The sequence below is a fragment of the Corynebacterium sp. 1103A genome, assembly GCF_055700955.1.
In genome coordinates, this window is the sequence record NZ_JASTTF010000001.1 from 270,209 (window position 1) to 284,516 (window position 14,308).

Here is a 14,308-nt window from a genome sequence, read left to right on the forward strand (position 1 = left end):
GTCCTCCTGGTTAGAAATGCCCGATAGATTAAAAATTACCGTCCGCGGAAACCCCGGCGAACAAGTCGTTTTCCGGCAGCGACGTAGACACCCGCGTGCGCGCCAGCTCGAATTCCTCGGTCGGCCAGTATTTCTGCTGCACCGCAACCGGGGTGGCAAGGAAAGCGCCGGCCGGGTCAATTTGCGTCGCGTGTGCCCGCAGGGCTGCCTCGCGGTTGGCAAAGTACTCACTACATTCTACCTGCGTGGTAACCCTGGCCATAATATCGCCGAAGCCCTCGTCCCAGCGCGCCATCATGGGCGCGTAGGGGCTGGTCTTGCCTTCCTTCAGCAGCATCTCGTGAAAGATCTTCATGCGCTGGTAGATAAACCCATGGGAGTAGTACAGTTTCAACGGCTCCCAGGCCTCACCGAGATCCGGGCGGCAGTCCGGATCCCCGGCCTTTTCCCACGCGAGCATCGATGCCCGGTGCACCATCAGGTGGTCCGGGTGCGGGTAGCCACCGTTCTCGTCGTAGGTGACGATAACGTGCGGGCGGAAGGAGCGGATAACGCGGACGAATTCCGCTGCCACGACGGCATCATCCAGCGCGGCGAAGCAGCCCTCCGGAAGCAGGGCCTGGATGTCCTCGGTCCACGGATCCCCAGGCAGCCCGGAGTCCACGTGCCCGAGCCAGTGGTGCTTGACCCCCAGCGCCTGGGCGGCGGCGGCCATTTCCTCTTGGCGGACCTGCTTCATCCGCTCTTTGATACCCGGCCTGTCCATAGCCGGGTTGATGATGTCGCCGCGCTCACCACCCGTACAGGTGAGCACCAGGACCTCGTCGCCTTCGGCGGCGTACTTGGCGGTGGTGGCCGCGCCCTTCGATGACTCGTCATCCGGGTGGGCGTGAATAGCTAACAGACGCAATCCAGTCACGTGCTAAAACATCCTCAATCGTAGATTTATCGTCGGGCTCCGGGCCGGGCCGCGCTACCAGCCCGCGCGGGGCGGGTGCTGCGGCCTGGCTGAGCCTATGCGGATCTATCCTAAGCGATGGCAGCGAATTCCCGAACGCCGACCACTCTGACTAGACTGTGCCTCATGAGTTCCGGAGGAGACCAGCGCGCCCCGCGTGGGGCATCGGCAGCACGGCCCACGAGCACGGATCTGTCGGCCCGCTACGGCGGCACCCGCCCCCGCACCGCCCCGAAGGATTTCACGGGCAAGGCAATCGCCCTGGTCATTGCGGCGATCGTGCTTGCCATGATCTTCTACGGCGTGCAATATTTCATGCAGCAGGAAAAGGTCAACGCGGAAATCTCCTACGTCACCCACGAGATTCGGGACGATCACACCCTACGCGTGTGGGCCGATGTGACCCGCAATTCACCGGATGAGGCCGCCTACTGCATCGTCCAGGCCTACGACTACTCCAAGGCGGAAGTCGGCCGGCGCGAGTTCCCCATCCCCGCCAACGACGAGGAAAGCATGCGCATCGCGGTTGATATCCCCACCAACGACCGCGCCGTCGCCGGCGGCGTCTACGGCTGCTCGAGCCAGATCCCGGCCTACCTCGACGTCGACCACCCCGAATACGCCGAATAACCTCGGCTTCCCCGCCGCCGCACCATCGCCGCGGCACGGTTCCGGCATGTACCCAGCTCCGTTCTGCCCGGGGCCGACCTCGGCCCCAGTCTTGGGGGACGCGACCTAGAGCGCAGTAGCCGCTGTGCTAAAATTCGGGGCGCTACGTGGGTCGACCGCGCCTTATTCTTTGTCACCGGCCGGCCCCACCATTATTCCACCGGCCAGGCAATGGCGCGGTGAACAATCTGAGATGAATTTAGGGAAGGTGCACCATGGCTGAACAGCAAAAGCAGTACATCACGCCGGAAACCAAGGCCAAGCTGGAGGCAGAGCTCCAGGAGCTTATCGATCACCGCCCCGTCGTTGCCGCCGAGATCAACGAGCGCCGCGAAGAGGGCGACCTCAAGGAGAACGCCGGATACGACGCGGCACGTGAGATGCAGGACCAGGAAGAGGCCCGCATCAAGCAGATCTCCGAAGTTCTGGCGAACTCCACCACGGAGCGCTCCGGCGTTGAGGAGGGCGTGGCCCACATCGGTTCCGTGGTACACGTGTACTACAACGGCGACGAGGACGATAAGGAAACCTTCCTGATCGGTACCCGCGCTGCCGCCTCCGACAACAAGGACTTGGAGACCTACTCTGAGCAGTCCCCGCTGGGCGCTGCCATCCTAGGCGCTCAAGAGGGCGAGACCCGCGAGTACTCCGCTCCGAGCGGTAAAACCAATTCGGTCACGATCCTCTCGGCCAAGCCGTATGATTCTGCTAAGGCCGCTACCCCGCGCCAGCAGTCTTAATCCAAATTTGTGCGATTCCCCTGATTCAGAAAAGAGCACTCCCCATGAAGAAGTTTTCCCGCCTCGCTACTGCCGGACTCGCCGTAGTCTCTGCCCTGGGTCTGGCTGCCTGCCACCCGCCGCACGAGAACCCGTCCGAGGAAAAGATCGACAACGCCTCGACCTTTACCGACCGCGCTGAGCCGTCCAGCTCCGCCGCCGAGTCCGGCGCAGGCTCTGCCGCCAGCGCCACCGCTGAGCCGACCTCGGCTCAGCCTTCCCTGGCCGCGGCCGGTGCGCCTCGCCACCTGACTTGCGAGTCCATCGCCGTCGCTGAGCCGAATTCCATCACCCTGGATTGTGAGGATGCCAGCGACTCCGTGACCGACATCGATTGGACCGAGTGGGATAATGACTCCGCCCGCGGCACCGGCACCCGCGCCGGCGGTGCCAACACCGAAGAGGTCGAGGTCGGCCTCTCCAAGCCCGCCGAGTCCCCGCAGGGCTTGACCTTCACCGAGATTACCGTTGACGGTGAAGTAGTCGGCGGGAACTAATCGCCCGAAACAGATACCACCGCCCCGCTGGAGCATCCAAGCACTCCGGCGGGGCGGTTTTTCGTGCCAAAATAGGGCCCCCAATTTGGCCTAGTCCTCGCGAACCCAGGCACCAATGACCCCGGGGACGACCGCCGGCCGCTGGCCCAGCAGTGCCCGCCGGTTCGGGTCTTTTTCGACCTCGGTGACAACCGCACGCACCGCCCGGGACGAGTCCTTGGGGCCGTTTCCGCCGCGGTGCATGCCCATCATCGGCGCCATCCCGCGGCCGATGCCACCGGAGCGACCATTCTGCGACGCCCCCGCCACGGCCTTGTTGGCCTGCTGCGCCGGGCTCTGCCCATAAGAGCCACCGGCGCCCGCACCTGCCCCGGCACCCGAGCCCAGGCCACTACCTGCCGCCCCCGGCACTGCGCCTCCCGGGGCACCGGACAGACCGGCCGCTCCCGGCAGCCCGCCGCGCAAGGCCCCACGCGCACCCGCTGCCCCATTGCCGGCTGCGCCCGGCGCCGCCGACGTCATCCCGCCGAAAGCGCTGCCCGGCAGGAACGCCGTCCCGCGGTTGCCTCCCGCCAGGCCTTGGCCTGCGCCGGCACCAGCCAGACCAGCCCCGGGTGCACCGGCCCACGCCCCGGCCGGGGTGACGGTTGTCGGCGCGCCTGTCAGGCCACCGGCCGGCATCGCCGCGCCACCTGCTGCCGATGCGCCCGGCGTCACCGCACCCGGCGCACTCGGTGCGGCCACGTTCGCCGCCTGCGTCATCAGCTGTTCCCCGCGCAGCGCCGATTCCCCGGCCGGAATGAGCCCTTGGTCAGCCAACCACTGGCCGCTGCGCTGGACGGCGTCGCGCATCTCCTGCCGCGTCGCCGGATCCAATCCCACGCCGTCGACCGCACTAATCTGCCCGTCGGCGACCTCGAAGGAACCCGGCCCCACACCCGGGCGGTTCATCAGCTCCTGTATCTGCCTCGGCAGGGTCACCCCCTCAGTGGAATAGCGCTGTCCGTTACCCTCCACGGCGCCCATTCCCAGTTGCAAATCCCCGCCACCACTGGCCGGGGCCTGGTCCATCAGACTGCGCTGAATCGGCATGGATTGCAGCACAATATTCTGCAAAATCCCCTGGTGTTTCATCAGCAGTGCCCGCTCCACCGCCTTCCGCGCCGCCGGGTCTGGGATAGCCAGAAGCTTGCCCCAATCCGCTGACGCCACCACCTGGTCGGCTTGCAGTCCTGCCAACATGTTGGAGTTTTTCCCCGCCATGACCGTAGCATTAGCCGCGAACTGGCGGCCCGTGGCCGCAACCTCCCGAATCTTGGCCGCCGCCCGGTCCGTGGTCTCCGATTGGTTTCGCGATTGCAACTGCCCGGCCAGCGCTTCCATCTCAGTCGAAATCCCATTGACCCGCGACGCGAACTGCTGCCAGCGGTGAATCGTGTTGCTAATGCGCCCCATATTCGTAAACAGGAAGCCTTGCACCAGCCCGAACAACGACGAGCCCGTATTAACCACCGGCGGCACAAAACTAAACGGGCTGTATCCCGGCTCCGGCTGGTCAACAAGCGGCATCACCGACTTATTCACCGTCCCGCCGGCATCCGCGATATCCAGCCCATGCGCATTCGCATCTTCCTGCTGCTCGAAGCCCTGCGCCTCATCCCCCAGCACTGAGGCCATCCAGCCCAACTGGCCAGCAAACTTCTCCAACGTACTAAACGCCGACGCCGGGTCCATATGCACCGCCCGACCGTGAATATCCCCCGTGCGGTCAACACCAGTAATAGGCGAGAAACCGAAGTCTAAGACGTCGAAACCGAAACTACTTAAAAGGCTCACGCTTTCTCGAAGTCTCCTCATCGACTCTGAAGCCATCTCGAGCTCACGGACATCGATGTTAATCATTAGCTTAAACCCGCCAATCCCTTAACGCCTGCTTTAACTCCTTCGCAGACTTGAGAAGTGGTTTCTTTTTCTAATGAGGTTCTAACTAACACTATTGCCCCTCCGATAGTATCCAGATACGCGATACAAGAATTCCCCGCCGATTCGTTATTCGTCTCAAGATAGAGACCATCGACTTCGTCGTCTTTCATCTCTTTCTCCGGAGAAGAAAACTCTTGCGAAGCCAGAGTTACTACTACGTCTCGCTCCTTCCCCTCCGTGAAACTACAAACTAGCTCTCCCCAGTAGCTATCCTCGGGCTGCCCAAATCCGGCCTCCAAGAATTCTTCCCGGGTGATTTCCATACAAGGTTTAAAAAGCTCAAACCCCGGGTCCATAACATCCGGCTTCCCTAATGGGGGAAGCAAGGACTCAGTGGACTCAGGGTTTGAGCTGTGGGGTTCTGCTTCAGATGCAACATCCGCGGGCTCGGACGCCGCCCCCTCGGCACCAACGGTGTTGTGCTCATCGTCAGCAGTAAGCTCCGAACCGATTTCAGAGAAACCGATTCCGGAACAACCCCCGGCGAGAAAGGCCGCGGCTACTGCCACGCTGCTCAGTACCTTTCTAACCATGTGTTCCCCCGATCTTTCTGCGTGCCCCACCTCAACGAGTGAGACCGCCACCCCAGCAACAAAAGCTACCCCGAGCTTGGCTTTTATTACCGGGGCGAAGCACTTGGAAGTCCCTTTTCGGTTCTCCCTCGTGCCCCTTAGCGGCGGCCTCGGTACCTAGTGTGCATGAACATCAAAGTTTTGTCTTCCCGAGCCGTCAAATTATTTCTTCCAACCGTCTCTCCCGGATTCGGTCAAATAAGCCAATTAACAGAAAGTTGACAGCGTAGGTGCAGGCCATTAGCGGTTTAAAAGCTGCATGAAAGTGACCCACTTCATTTTTACCCCAACTGAAACTTGAAGAAATGGGGGTACCCGGAATTACATATTTGTCATAAGCCTACCGGCAATTCTGGCCTTCTCCCGCAGCTCACGACGTCGTGCCAATCGGACTGGCGACGGCAACCTGTCTACTCACTGAAGGTTTAGCGAATCCACTTGACGGAAGGCCGCCAACGTGGCCGCCACAAAGTCCATCTCCCCAGCCCCGCTCTCGCCCGATGAACCCTTCGCGCCCACCGGAACAGACGATCTGTGCAATTTCCCTCTCCCCGTGACCGCGAAGGGAGCCCGTGAGCCGCAGACCGGTAAAACCCGTCAAGCCACGGGGTGGCGTGCGCCAGATATGCAAAACCGCCCCTCCCCCTGAAGGGAAAGGCGGTCAAGAGAAAGCTTGGTGCGAGCTAGCGGTTCTGGAAGTAGCTCAGCAGGCGCAGGATCTCGGTGTAGAGCCAGACCAGGGTGACGGCCAGCCCGAGGGCCACGCCCCACGCGTGGGATGCCGGAGCGTTGGCGCGGATGAGGCGGTCGGCTAGGTCGAAATCATTCATGAAGGACAGGGCAGCCAGCACAATGCAGACGATGGAGAAGATGATCGCCAAGGTGCCGCCGTCGCGCAGCGGGTTGTTGCCGGTGAACAGGGCCAGCAGCAGGTTACCGATGACCAGCACGAAGACGCCGATGATGGCGCCGGAGACAATCTTGCGGAAACGCGGGGTCACCTTGACGGCGCCGGTCTTGTAGCCGAAGAGCATGCCCAGGAAGACACCGACGGTGCCCAGGATGGCCTGGCCGATCAGGGCGCCGGCATCGGAGCTGCCCACGGTGAAGTAGCCGGAAATCAGCAGGGAGAACCCGCCGATGAACAGGCCCTCAAATGCCGCGTAAATAAGGGTGACGACTGCGGAGTCCCACTTCTTGCCGAAGGTGGCGACCAGGACGGTCACGAAGCCGCCGATGCCGCCGACCAGCGTCAGGATCATCGACAGCGAGGCGTCACCGGTAACCACGGCGATCCCGAAGTTGACGACTGCCAGTGCGATAATGACGCCGAGCGTAATACCCGTCTTGGTGACGACGTCGTCGACGGTCATCGGGCGCTCAGGAGCCTGGCCGTAAGCCTGCGGATCGTTGTAGCCGTTCGAAGATTGTTGCTCCGAGGTGGCAAGCGTGTTCATGACCGGGTTGCTACTGCGCAAGGGAATCCCGCTTCCTTTCCTTTTCTTGGGAATATGTCTAGGGGTCTAGGGGTCTAGGGTCTAGTCACTAGTGTCAACGCGTCGCGTTTCCAGAAAGTTCCCACGCTGTTGACTTATACCCAAAATTCTAGTTGGCCGGTGGCTCCGGGGGTGTACCGCCGCCTTCATCCGGGCCGCCTCCGCCGGGCCCCTGGCCCGGGCCATTGCCGCCGGCAGGAGGTTGTCCGCCGGTCGCCTTGTCGATGATGTCGACGGGAACGTCGATCTCCAGCTGATAGCCAGCGTTTTTTGATCCAGATACCGCCGGGGTCTGGGCGTCCCAGCCGTCGGAAAAGACGTTGTCGGTCTCCAGGGTTATGTTGTTGAGGTGGTCGGCCGAGCCAGAGTAAACGCTGTCACTGTAGCAGGCACGGGCGACCTCTTCCGGCACCACTATCTGCGAGGTCAGCACGGAATTGGAGGCATCGGTAATTTCGTCAATACTGGTGAATACCTCGAAGAGGATGTGCGGCCAGCGCCCGCTGTAACAGCCGGGAACGATGGAATCGAAAGCCACGCTGCCGTTGTCGTCAGTGACCTGGACCCTGCGCAGCCAAGTTTGGTCCGTCGCGCCGTCGGAGTACATGGAGTACTCGCCCTCGCCATTGCAGTGCCAGACGTAGACTGCGGCACCGCCCAGCGGTTGGTTGTCGTTGGCGATGTCGATGAGGTTCATCGTCAGCGTCATGGGTACGCCTTCCACCGAGCCGTTACCGTCGACGGAAGTGGTCAGGTCACGGCGTTCGACGCTGCTTTCGTCCAGGATGTCAGGACCATTGGAGCCGTCGCCTGGGTACGGTCCCGCGGTTTCGTTGTTCAACCCGGACAGTTCTTGGCCGGCGTACTTCGAGGCGGCGTTGGGGTTCGTGGCCGAAGCTGACGATGCCGCACTGCTCGAGGCCGTGCTCGTCCCACCAGGACTGCAGGCGGCCAGGGCAGCCGCGCCGGCGCCGATGCCGAATATTCCTAGGACCCGGCGTCGGCTCACCATCGTGCGCATGTCGAATGCGAGTCCCTGATCTTCGATGTCGTCACCCGGGCGATCAAGCCGGCGACCTTCAAATAAAGATCTTGTGTGCTCATGACTTCAACCCTAAAGCGCAATCTTGTGCGCTCCCCGGACAATAACGGGTAGGTTCACGTGCAGTTGCTGGGAAGGTCCCGGATAGTTACTGGATGACGCCTATATCCAATTTCGAGTCTGCAGCCTCAGAATTTTCCTAGTGTTTACCTCGTCGTCGAGCCCCGGCTACCGCGGGCGCATAAGGTGTAGTCTGCTCTTTTCTCTCTGTCCCTATAAGAAAGGAACCCTGCCCATGTCCGCAGTCTCCCACCGTCGTTGGCTCCCGGCTACCGCCGCTGCCACGATGACCTTCAGCGCCTTGTCCGTACCCACCGCCCTGGCGCAGGAGACCCCTAAGTCCCCCGTGGTTATCAACGAGGTGGAGTCCAACGGCGACCCGGTCGGTGACTGGGTTGAGCTGGCTAATACCGACGAAGTGAAGTCGGTAGACATCAGCGGCTGGTCCATCCTCGATGATGATGACGACCACACCCCTGTCGTCTTCCCGGAGGGCACCGAGATTGAATCCGGTGGTTATTTAAGTTTCTACACCGACTTGGAGGACGACGGCTTCGGCCTGGGCGGCAACGACTCGGTCCGACTCTACGATGCCGACGGCCAGCTCGTCGAGACGACCACCTGGGAAGGCCATGCTGCCACCACCTGGGGCCGCGTTCCGGACATGACCGGCGAGTTCGACGTCACCGGTGAGCCGACCCAAGGCGCCGCCAATATCGCCGAGGGTGAGACCGAACCGGTCGCGGACGCGGAGTGGCGCTTCGATCCGCAGACCATCAAGGATGTTGACTTAGGCGCGGAATTTTCCATCGAGGATTTCTCGGGCATAGATTTCGACGCCAATGGCCGCGCCTGGGTGGTCAACAACGACGAGGGCGGCCTGCTGGCCCTCGACTACGACGTTGAGAGCGGTAATTTCACCGTCGCCGGGCAGTGGAACCTGAAGTACCCGGACGGCAGCGGCCTGCCGGACGCCGAGGGTATTACCGTGTCCGAGGATGGCTCCCTTTACGTCGCCACCGAGCGCGACAACGCATCCAAGAATGTCTCCCGCCCGTCCGTGCTGCACTTCGCTGCCCCGACCAGCGAGGGCGGAGACCTGATCGCCGAGCAAGAATGGAACCTCGCCGAGTTCACTGGCAACATCGGCGCTAACTCCGGCCTAGAGGCTATCTCCGCTCTTGGCGGCGGCGAGTTTGCCGTCGGCGTTGAGGCTAACGGCGAGGTCCTCTTCGTCGACCTGTCCGCCGATGCCCCGGTCCTGGAACAGCGCTACCGCTCCCCGTTCGAGGGCGTCATGGCACTGGACTACGACGTGGAATCCGGCGTCCTGCGCGCCCTATGCGACGAGGTCTGCGAAGGCGCGTCCATCGAGCTGACAAAGGCCGATGGCGAGTGGAAGGCCACCTCCGAAATCCAGGCCCGACCGGCCGAAATGGACAACGTGGCCAACGAAGGCTTCGCTACGCACACTTTCGCCGGCGAGTGCACCGACGGCAAGCAGGAAGAAACCACCGTCTTCCTCTGGGCCGATGACGGCGTGACTGAAGGCATTCCTTTCCGCGCTGCGGAAAACACCCGCACCGCCGACTGCGACATCGACAACGGCCAGGACGACGATCAACCATCCCAGTCCTCCGGTTCCTCGGCTTCTTCCGCGTCTTCGGCGTCCTCCCTGTCCTCCCTGGGTGGATCTAGCGTCGGCGGAATCCTCGCGGCCGTGGTCGGCATCATTGCCGTCGTGGGCGGCACTCTGGCTTTCTCCAAGGCGCTGCCACAGCAGCTGCTCGACCTGCTGCCCGCCGAGGTTCGCCAGTTCCTGGGCTAAGCCACTCCAGCCCGCATCCCCCGCGAATCTAGCCGGGTTCTAGCGGGCTTTAGACAGACAAAAAGACCAGCCATCAGGCTGGTCTTTTTCGTATTCTACGGCTCCCGCAGGCCCTGGTTCTAAGGTCTCTGGCTTGCTTTCCTAGGTCTTGCTAGCCGCGGACTTGTAAGCCTTGGGCTTTAAGCCGGCTCGGCGCTCTCCACGGTCTTGACCTCACCATGATCTTCCGGCTTGCGCAGGAACAGCGCGGCGATGACGGCCACGACAAGCAGGCCGCCGCAGACCATGAAGGCGGTGGCGGCGCCATCGCCCTGGGCTGCGCGCGTTCCCCCGCCGGCGCCGGCAACGTGGCCGAAGATGGCGATCATCACGGCGATGCCCGCCGCGCCGGCAAGCTGAAGCAGCGTGTTGAGGATGGCCGAGCCGTGCGAGTAGATTTCGGACGGCAGCGACGACAGCGCGGTGGTAATCAGCGGGGTCAGAGACAGCGCCATGGCGACGCCGAAGATGGTGTACTGCACCACCAAGAGCCAGACCGGAGACTCCTCATTGACCGTGCCCATCCAGAGCAGCGCGGCCGCGCCGATCATGGTGCCGGGGACGACCAGCGGGCGGGGCCCGACGCGGTCGTAGAAGGCGCCGGCGATCGGCGAAAGGACCGTTTCCACGAGGCCGCCCGGCAGGGAGGCCAGGCCGGCGACCAACGCGGTGGTCAGCAGCGCGCCCTGGAGGTAGAGCGGCAGGGTGTTGGCCATGCCCAGCATCGCGGCCTGGAAGAGCACGATGACGATGATGGCGACGACGAAGTTCTTCACCGTCAGCGGGGTCAGATCCAGCAGTGCGCGGCCGCTCGGGGCCAGGGCGAGCTGGCGCCAGATGAACAGCGCGAGCCCGGCAACGCCGGCGATGGACACGCCGATGACCACGCCGGCACCGTCGCCACCATCAATGAGCACGCCCACTGAGGAAAGCCCGTAGACCAAGCCGCCGAAGGCGACGGCGGACAGCACCACGGAGAGGACATCGAGCGGGGCGCGCTTGAGTTCGCTGACGTTCCGCAGCTTCCAGGCGGCGAAGGCGGCGGCCATGGCGACGAGGGCAGCCATGATCCAGAAGGTGGTGTGCCAGGTAGACACGGACATGACCGCGCCGGCGAAGGTCGGGCCCAGGGCCGGGCCGACGGCCATGACGATCGCGATAACCCCCATGACGGTGCCGCGCACCTTCGGCGGCACGACGGTCATGACGACGGTCATCTGCAGTGGCAGGAGGATGGCGGTGCCGACAGCCTGGAGGACACGCCCGCCGAGCAGGATTGCGAACGTCGGGGAAAAGGCCGCCACGGCAGAGCCGATAAGGAAGGAGCCCACCGCGAAGAAGTACACCGAGCGCGTGGTGAAGCGGTCCAGGATCCAGCCGGTCATCGGCATCATGATGGCCATGGTCAGCAGCACGCCGGTCAGCAGCCACTGCACGACCGCGGAGGTGACCTCGAATTCGGTCATGATGGCCGGCAGCGCCACCGACAGCGCCGTCTCATTAAGCAGCATCACAAATGTGGTCAGTGCGAGCACCGAAATGATGAGCGTGGTCTCCCCCGACAGGGAGCGCGAACGCGGATCGGGTGTGGTCATCCGGCAATCTCCTAGAAAAACAAATTAAAAGGGCCGCACGCCCCTTAACTAGGGACGGGCGGCATAAACGTGATAAGTCAACAATGCTGGACATGTGCAGCGCTGTCAACTTGAAAGAGCAGTGAGCGGGTTCAGCGACTTCCCGACGTGCGGAACTTCGACACGCAGGGGGGCACCCACCACGGTTTGCGCCCCGGCTCTACCGCTGGGCTAGGCCGGGCGCTGTTGGCTCGACTGCGCGGGGACCGGTGCCGTGGCCAGACCAAAAGTCTACAATTCTTCGACACTTATTGGACACTACACGCGGATTTCGCGCGGCCGATGAAGTGTTTTAGCTGGTAGTGGTGCCCCCAGTGGGACTCGAACCCACACTGAATTGATTTTAAGTCAACTGCCTCTGCCGATTGGGCTATAGGGGCTTGTGCAACCCTTTGTGAGTCTAATTCACCACCGGCCCCGGGTGAAAACCGGGTTGCGAGTTGCCCTGGGCCGGTTGCTCTGGGCGAAGACCCCTTAGGCATCCATGCCGGCGACGAGGCCAGCGATGATACCGTCTAGGATGTCCTTTTCGGAGACGATGAAGGAGTGGGCATCGTTGTGCTCTTCGATGAGGTTCATGATGCCTTCGACCGCCACCGAACCGCCGCCGATGACATCGGCGCGTCCCGGGTGGATGACCGGGTTCAGGGCGCGCTCATCGGCCGGGGTATGCATGAGCTGGTCCAGGAGTACGCGGAGGGCATCGAAACGCAGCTCGGTGCCGTGGATGGCGTCCGCGTCGTAGCGCTCCAACCCCTGGGCCAGGGCCGACAGGGTGGTGAACGTGCCGGCGCAGCCGACGAAGGTCTGGGCCTTGTCCACGTTGACCAGTTGGGAGACTTCCTTCATCTTCTCGGCGACGAAGTCCTTGGCGATTTCGATCTCCGTGTCCGACGGCGGGTCGGAGGGCATGATGCGCTCGGTAATGCGCACGCAGCCCATCTGCGCGGAGTGCGAGCTGTCGATGGTGCCGTCCTCATCGCCCACGATGAATTCCGTCGAACCGCCGCCCAGGTCGATGACGCAGAACGGGGCGCGCTCCGAGGCTAGGTCGCTGACCGCGCCGTTGAAGGACAGGCGCGCCTCCTCTTCCCCGGTGATGACCTCAGCGCAGGCCCCGGGTTCGATCTCCCCGAGAAGCTCCGCGGTCAGATCGAAAAACTCCTGCTGGTTCTTCGCGTCCCGCGTAGCCGAGGTGGCGACCATCCGCACCTTCTTGACCTGCTCGAACTTCATCTGCTGGACGAAGTACTCCAGCGCGGTGCGCGCGCGACCCAGCGCCTCCTGGGAGATTTCCCCGGTGGCGTCCACGCCCTTGCCCAGGCGGATGATTTCCATGGTCCGGGTGACGTCCTTGACTTTTCCGCCAGGCTGCACATCGGAGATGAGCAGGCGGATGGAGTTGGTGCCACAGTCGATTGCTGCTACGCGAGTCATGCTGGTGTCTAGTCCTTAGGCGAGTTGCTCGAGCGGGTAAATGAGGAGTTAGTAAGCCCGGTTTAGGTATTCGAGAAGTCGAACTGATCCATGTCGATGCCGAGATCGGCTACACTCGGCCAGTCGGCGGGGATGGCACTGCCGCGCAGCTGGCCGTGCTCGGCGGCGAGCGCCACGGCCTCGGTACCCAGGCGGAAGTGCTGCGAGCCTTCGGCCAGCGCATAGGCGATCAAAACGTGCAGGCACTTGACGCGGTCGGGCATTCCGCCGCCGGAAAAATCCGTGCCCAGGTCGGTAATCTTGTTGCGCTCGGCCAGGTAGTGCTCGTGGGCGGCGCGGTAGTCGCGGGCCAAGTCGGCATCGTCAGCCAAGCGCACTTCCATCCACTTCATGACGTGGGCGACCTCGAGGCGGGAGGCCTCCGCGGTCAGGCGGGGATCCGTCAAGTAGTACAACGTGGGAAACGGGGTGCCGTCCTCCAGCTTGGGCGTGGTCTTGATGACGGCGGGTTGGCCGTCCGGGGTGTAGTAGGAAACTTCCAGCACACCCCGCGGAGTCCGGCCCAGTTGCTGGCCGACGGTGGCGAGGTCCTTATCTGTCACGGTCATAGACGCTATTGTCTCACGAACACCCCGCCGGCGTGAGCGCGGGGCGCTACTGCGGCGCGTAATCCGCGCCCTGGTCCACCGGATCCGGCTTCTCCGGGGACTTGTGGGACTCCTCGATGGCTTCCTCCACGGCCGAAGAGACTGGGCCCTCGGAGGTCTCGGCCCGGTTCTCCCCCGTGTCCTTCGGCCCGCCGGAGACCACCGAGCGCGGCTCGTCGCCTTCGGAGAGCGAGTCCCAGAGAACGACGTACCACGGCTGGCTCTCCTCGACGGCGTCCTTGCCGGTGGTCACCGAGTGACCCGGGTTCATCTGCGGGTCCAGAATGCGGTAGGCGGTCTCCCCCGGTTCGATGACACCCAGGCGCCGGCGGGCTTCCTGCTTGACGAAGTCCTCGTCCCGGTAGTGGTCAATTTCTTCCTGCAGCTGCGCCTTTTCGGCTTCCTTCGCGGCAATCGACTCGTTGAGCCGCGCGATCTCGGAGCGCCCCTGGTAGAAGTTGCGCAGCGGCACGGCGATGGCGGCAAGCACCACCACCAGCACGGCGACGATGACGGTAAAGCCGGCGACATCCATGCGGTCCGGCTTCCGCTTAGCCTTCGGGCGCGGGCGCACAGACCGGCCGGAGCGCCCCGCAGAGCGCGACGCGACCGGTACGGTGGTGCGCCGCTTGCTGGGGGTTTTCTTCTCGCGTGCCATATAGGCCAC

13 protein-coding genes and 1 tRNA gene are annotated in these 14,308 nt (G+C 63.2%); 4 read left to right on the plus strand and 10 right to left on the minus strand.

What is annotated here, in order from left to right; genetic code table 11:
- Window positions 1–28: 28 nt before the first annotated feature.
- Complete coding sequence (gene mca, locus QQS52_RS01245; protein WP_472772205.1) at window positions 29–919, minus strand: mycothiol conjugate amidase Mca; 891 nt, start codon at window positions 917–919, stop codon at window positions 29–31.
- A gap of 165 nt (window positions 920–1,084) precedes the next feature.
- Here mca and QQS52_RS01250 point away from each other — a divergent pair, with 165 nt between their 5' ends.
- From QQS52_RS01250 to QQS52_RS01260, 3 genes are all read left to right on the plus strand, one after another.
- Window positions 1,085–1,588, plus strand: coding sequence for a DUF4307 domain-containing protein (locus QQS52_RS01250; protein WP_472772206.1), 504 nt, complete (start codon window positions 1,085–1,087; stop codon window positions 1,586–1,588).
- Between the two features lie 254 nt (window positions 1,589–1,842).
- Window positions 1,843–2,367, plus strand: coding sequence for a transcription elongation factor GreA (gene greA / locus QQS52_RS01255; protein ID WP_472772207.1), 525 nt, complete (start codon window positions 1,843–1,845; stop codon window positions 2,365–2,367).
- A 44-nt stretch (window positions 2,368–2,411) separates the two neighbouring features.
- Window positions 2,412–2,903, plus strand: coding sequence for a hypothetical protein (locus tag QQS52_RS01260; RefSeq protein WP_472772208.1), 492 nt, complete (start codon window positions 2,412–2,414; stop codon window positions 2,901–2,903).
- A 90-nt stretch (window positions 2,904–2,993) separates the two neighbouring features.
- Here the strand turns inward: QQS52_RS01260 and QQS52_RS01265 are convergent, their stop codons facing one another.
- The 4 genes from QQS52_RS01265 to QQS52_RS01280 all read right to left on the minus strand — a co-directional run bounded on the left by QQS52_RS01265 (window position 2,994) and on the right by QQS52_RS01280 (window position 7,975).
- Window positions 2,994–4,739 (minus strand): hypothetical protein, encoded by a 1,746-nt coding sequence (locus tag QQS52_RS01265; RefSeq protein WP_472772209.1) that lies wholly within the window; start codon window positions 4,737–4,739, stop codon window positions 2,994–2,996.
- A 65-nt stretch (window positions 4,740–4,804) separates the two neighbouring features.
- Window positions 4,805–5,395 carry a DUF3558 family protein gene (locus QQS52_RS01270; protein ID WP_472772210.1) on the minus strand — a complete coding sequence of 197 codons (591 nt, stop codon included), beginning with the start codon at window positions 5,393–5,395 and terminating at the stop codon, window positions 4,805–4,807.
- A 746-nt stretch (window positions 5,396–6,141) separates the two neighbouring features.
- The gene (locus tag QQS52_RS01275) at window positions 6,142–6,936 is read right to left on the minus strand and encodes a Bax inhibitor-1/YccA family protein (protein ID WP_472772211.1); all 795 of its coding nucleotides are present in this window, start codon (window positions 6,934–6,936) and stop codon (window positions 6,142–6,144) included.
- Window positions 6,937–7,063: 127 nt separating this feature from the next.
- Window positions 7,064–7,975 (minus strand): dioxygenase family protein, encoded by a 912-nt coding sequence (locus QQS52_RS01280; protein WP_472772212.1) that lies wholly within the window; start codon window positions 7,973–7,975, stop codon window positions 7,064–7,066.
- Between the two features lie 316 nt (window positions 7,976–8,291).
- Between QQS52_RS01280 and QQS52_RS01285 the strand changes: the two genes are divergently transcribed.
- The gene (locus QQS52_RS01285; RefSeq protein ID WP_472772213.1) at window positions 8,292–9,884 is read left to right on the plus strand and encodes a lamin tail domain-containing protein; all 1,593 of its coding nucleotides are present in this window, start codon (window positions 8,292–8,294) and stop codon (window positions 9,882–9,884) included.
- Between the two features lie 179 nt (window positions 9,885–10,063).
- On the opposite strand, the gene QQS52_RS01290 is transcribed toward QQS52_RS01285, so the two are convergent.
- The 5 genes from QQS52_RS01290 to QQS52_RS01310 all read right to left on the minus strand — a co-directional run bounded on the left by QQS52_RS01290 (window position 10,064) and on the right by QQS52_RS01310 (window position 14,299).
- A complete protein-coding gene (locus QQS52_RS01290; protein WP_472772214.1) occupies window positions 10,064–11,518 on the minus strand; it encodes a DHA2 family efflux MFS transporter permease subunit in 1,455 nt (484 codons plus the stop codon).
- Window positions 11,519–11,860: 342 nt separating this feature from the next.
- Window positions 11,861–11,937, minus strand: a tRNA-Leu gene (locus tag QQS52_RS01295).
- Between the two features lie 94 nt (window positions 11,938–12,031).
- Window positions 12,032–12,994, minus strand: a complete 963-nt coding sequence (locus QQS52_RS01300) for a Ppx/GppA phosphatase family protein (RefSeq protein ID WP_472772215.1) — start codon at window positions 12,992–12,994, stop codon at window positions 12,032–12,034.
- A gap of 62 nt (window positions 12,995–13,056) precedes the next feature.
- Entirely contained in the window at window positions 13,057–13,602 is a 546-nt protein-coding gene (locus tag QQS52_RS01305; RefSeq protein WP_472772216.1) for a DUF501 domain-containing protein, read from the minus strand.
- A 46-nt stretch (window positions 13,603–13,648) separates the two neighbouring features.
- On the minus strand, window positions 13,649–14,299 hold the full coding sequence (locus tag QQS52_RS01310; protein WP_472772217.1) for a septum formation initiator family protein: 651 nt from the start codon (window positions 14,297–14,299) through the stop codon (window positions 13,649–13,651).
- Window positions 14,300–14,308: the final 9 nt, after the last annotated feature.

Excerpts from the sequence above, each read along its gene's own strand:
- QQS52_RS01250 (WP_472772206.1), top strand. The coding sequence starts at position 1,085 with ATGAGTTCCGGAGGAGACCAGCGCGCCCCGCGTGGGGCATCGGCAGCA.
- QQS52_RS01300 (WP_472772215.1), bottom strand. The coding sequence starts at position 12,994 with ATGACTCGCGTAGCAGCAATCGACTGTGGCACCAACTCCATCCGCCTG.
- QQS52_RS01290 (WP_472772214.1), bottom strand. The coding sequence starts at position 11,518 with ATGACCACACCCGATCCGCGTTCGCGCTCCCTGTCGGGGGAGACCACG.
- QQS52_RS01285 (WP_472772213.1), top strand. The coding sequence starts at position 8,292 with ATGTCCGCAGTCTCCCACCGTCGTTGGCTCCCGGCTACCGCCGCTGCC.
- QQS52_RS01260 (WP_472772208.1), top strand. The coding sequence starts at position 2,412 with ATGAAGAAGTTTTCCCGCCTCGCTACTGCCGGACTCGCCGTAGTCTCT.
- QQS52_RS01310 (WP_472772217.1), bottom strand. The coding sequence starts at position 14,299 with ATGGCACGCGAGAAGAAAACCCCCAGCAAGCGGCGCACCACCGTACCG.
- QQS52_RS01305 (WP_472772216.1), bottom strand. The coding sequence starts at position 13,602 with ATGACCGTGACAGATAAGGACCTCGCCACCGTCGGCCAGCAACTGGGC.
- greA (WP_472772207.1), top strand. The coding sequence starts at position 1,843 with ATGGCTGAACAGCAAAAGCAGTACATCACGCCGGAAACCAAGGCCAAG.
- QQS52_RS01280 (WP_472772212.1), bottom strand. The coding sequence starts at position 7,975 with ATGCGCACGATGGTGAGCCGACGCCGGGTCCTAGGAATATTCGGCATC.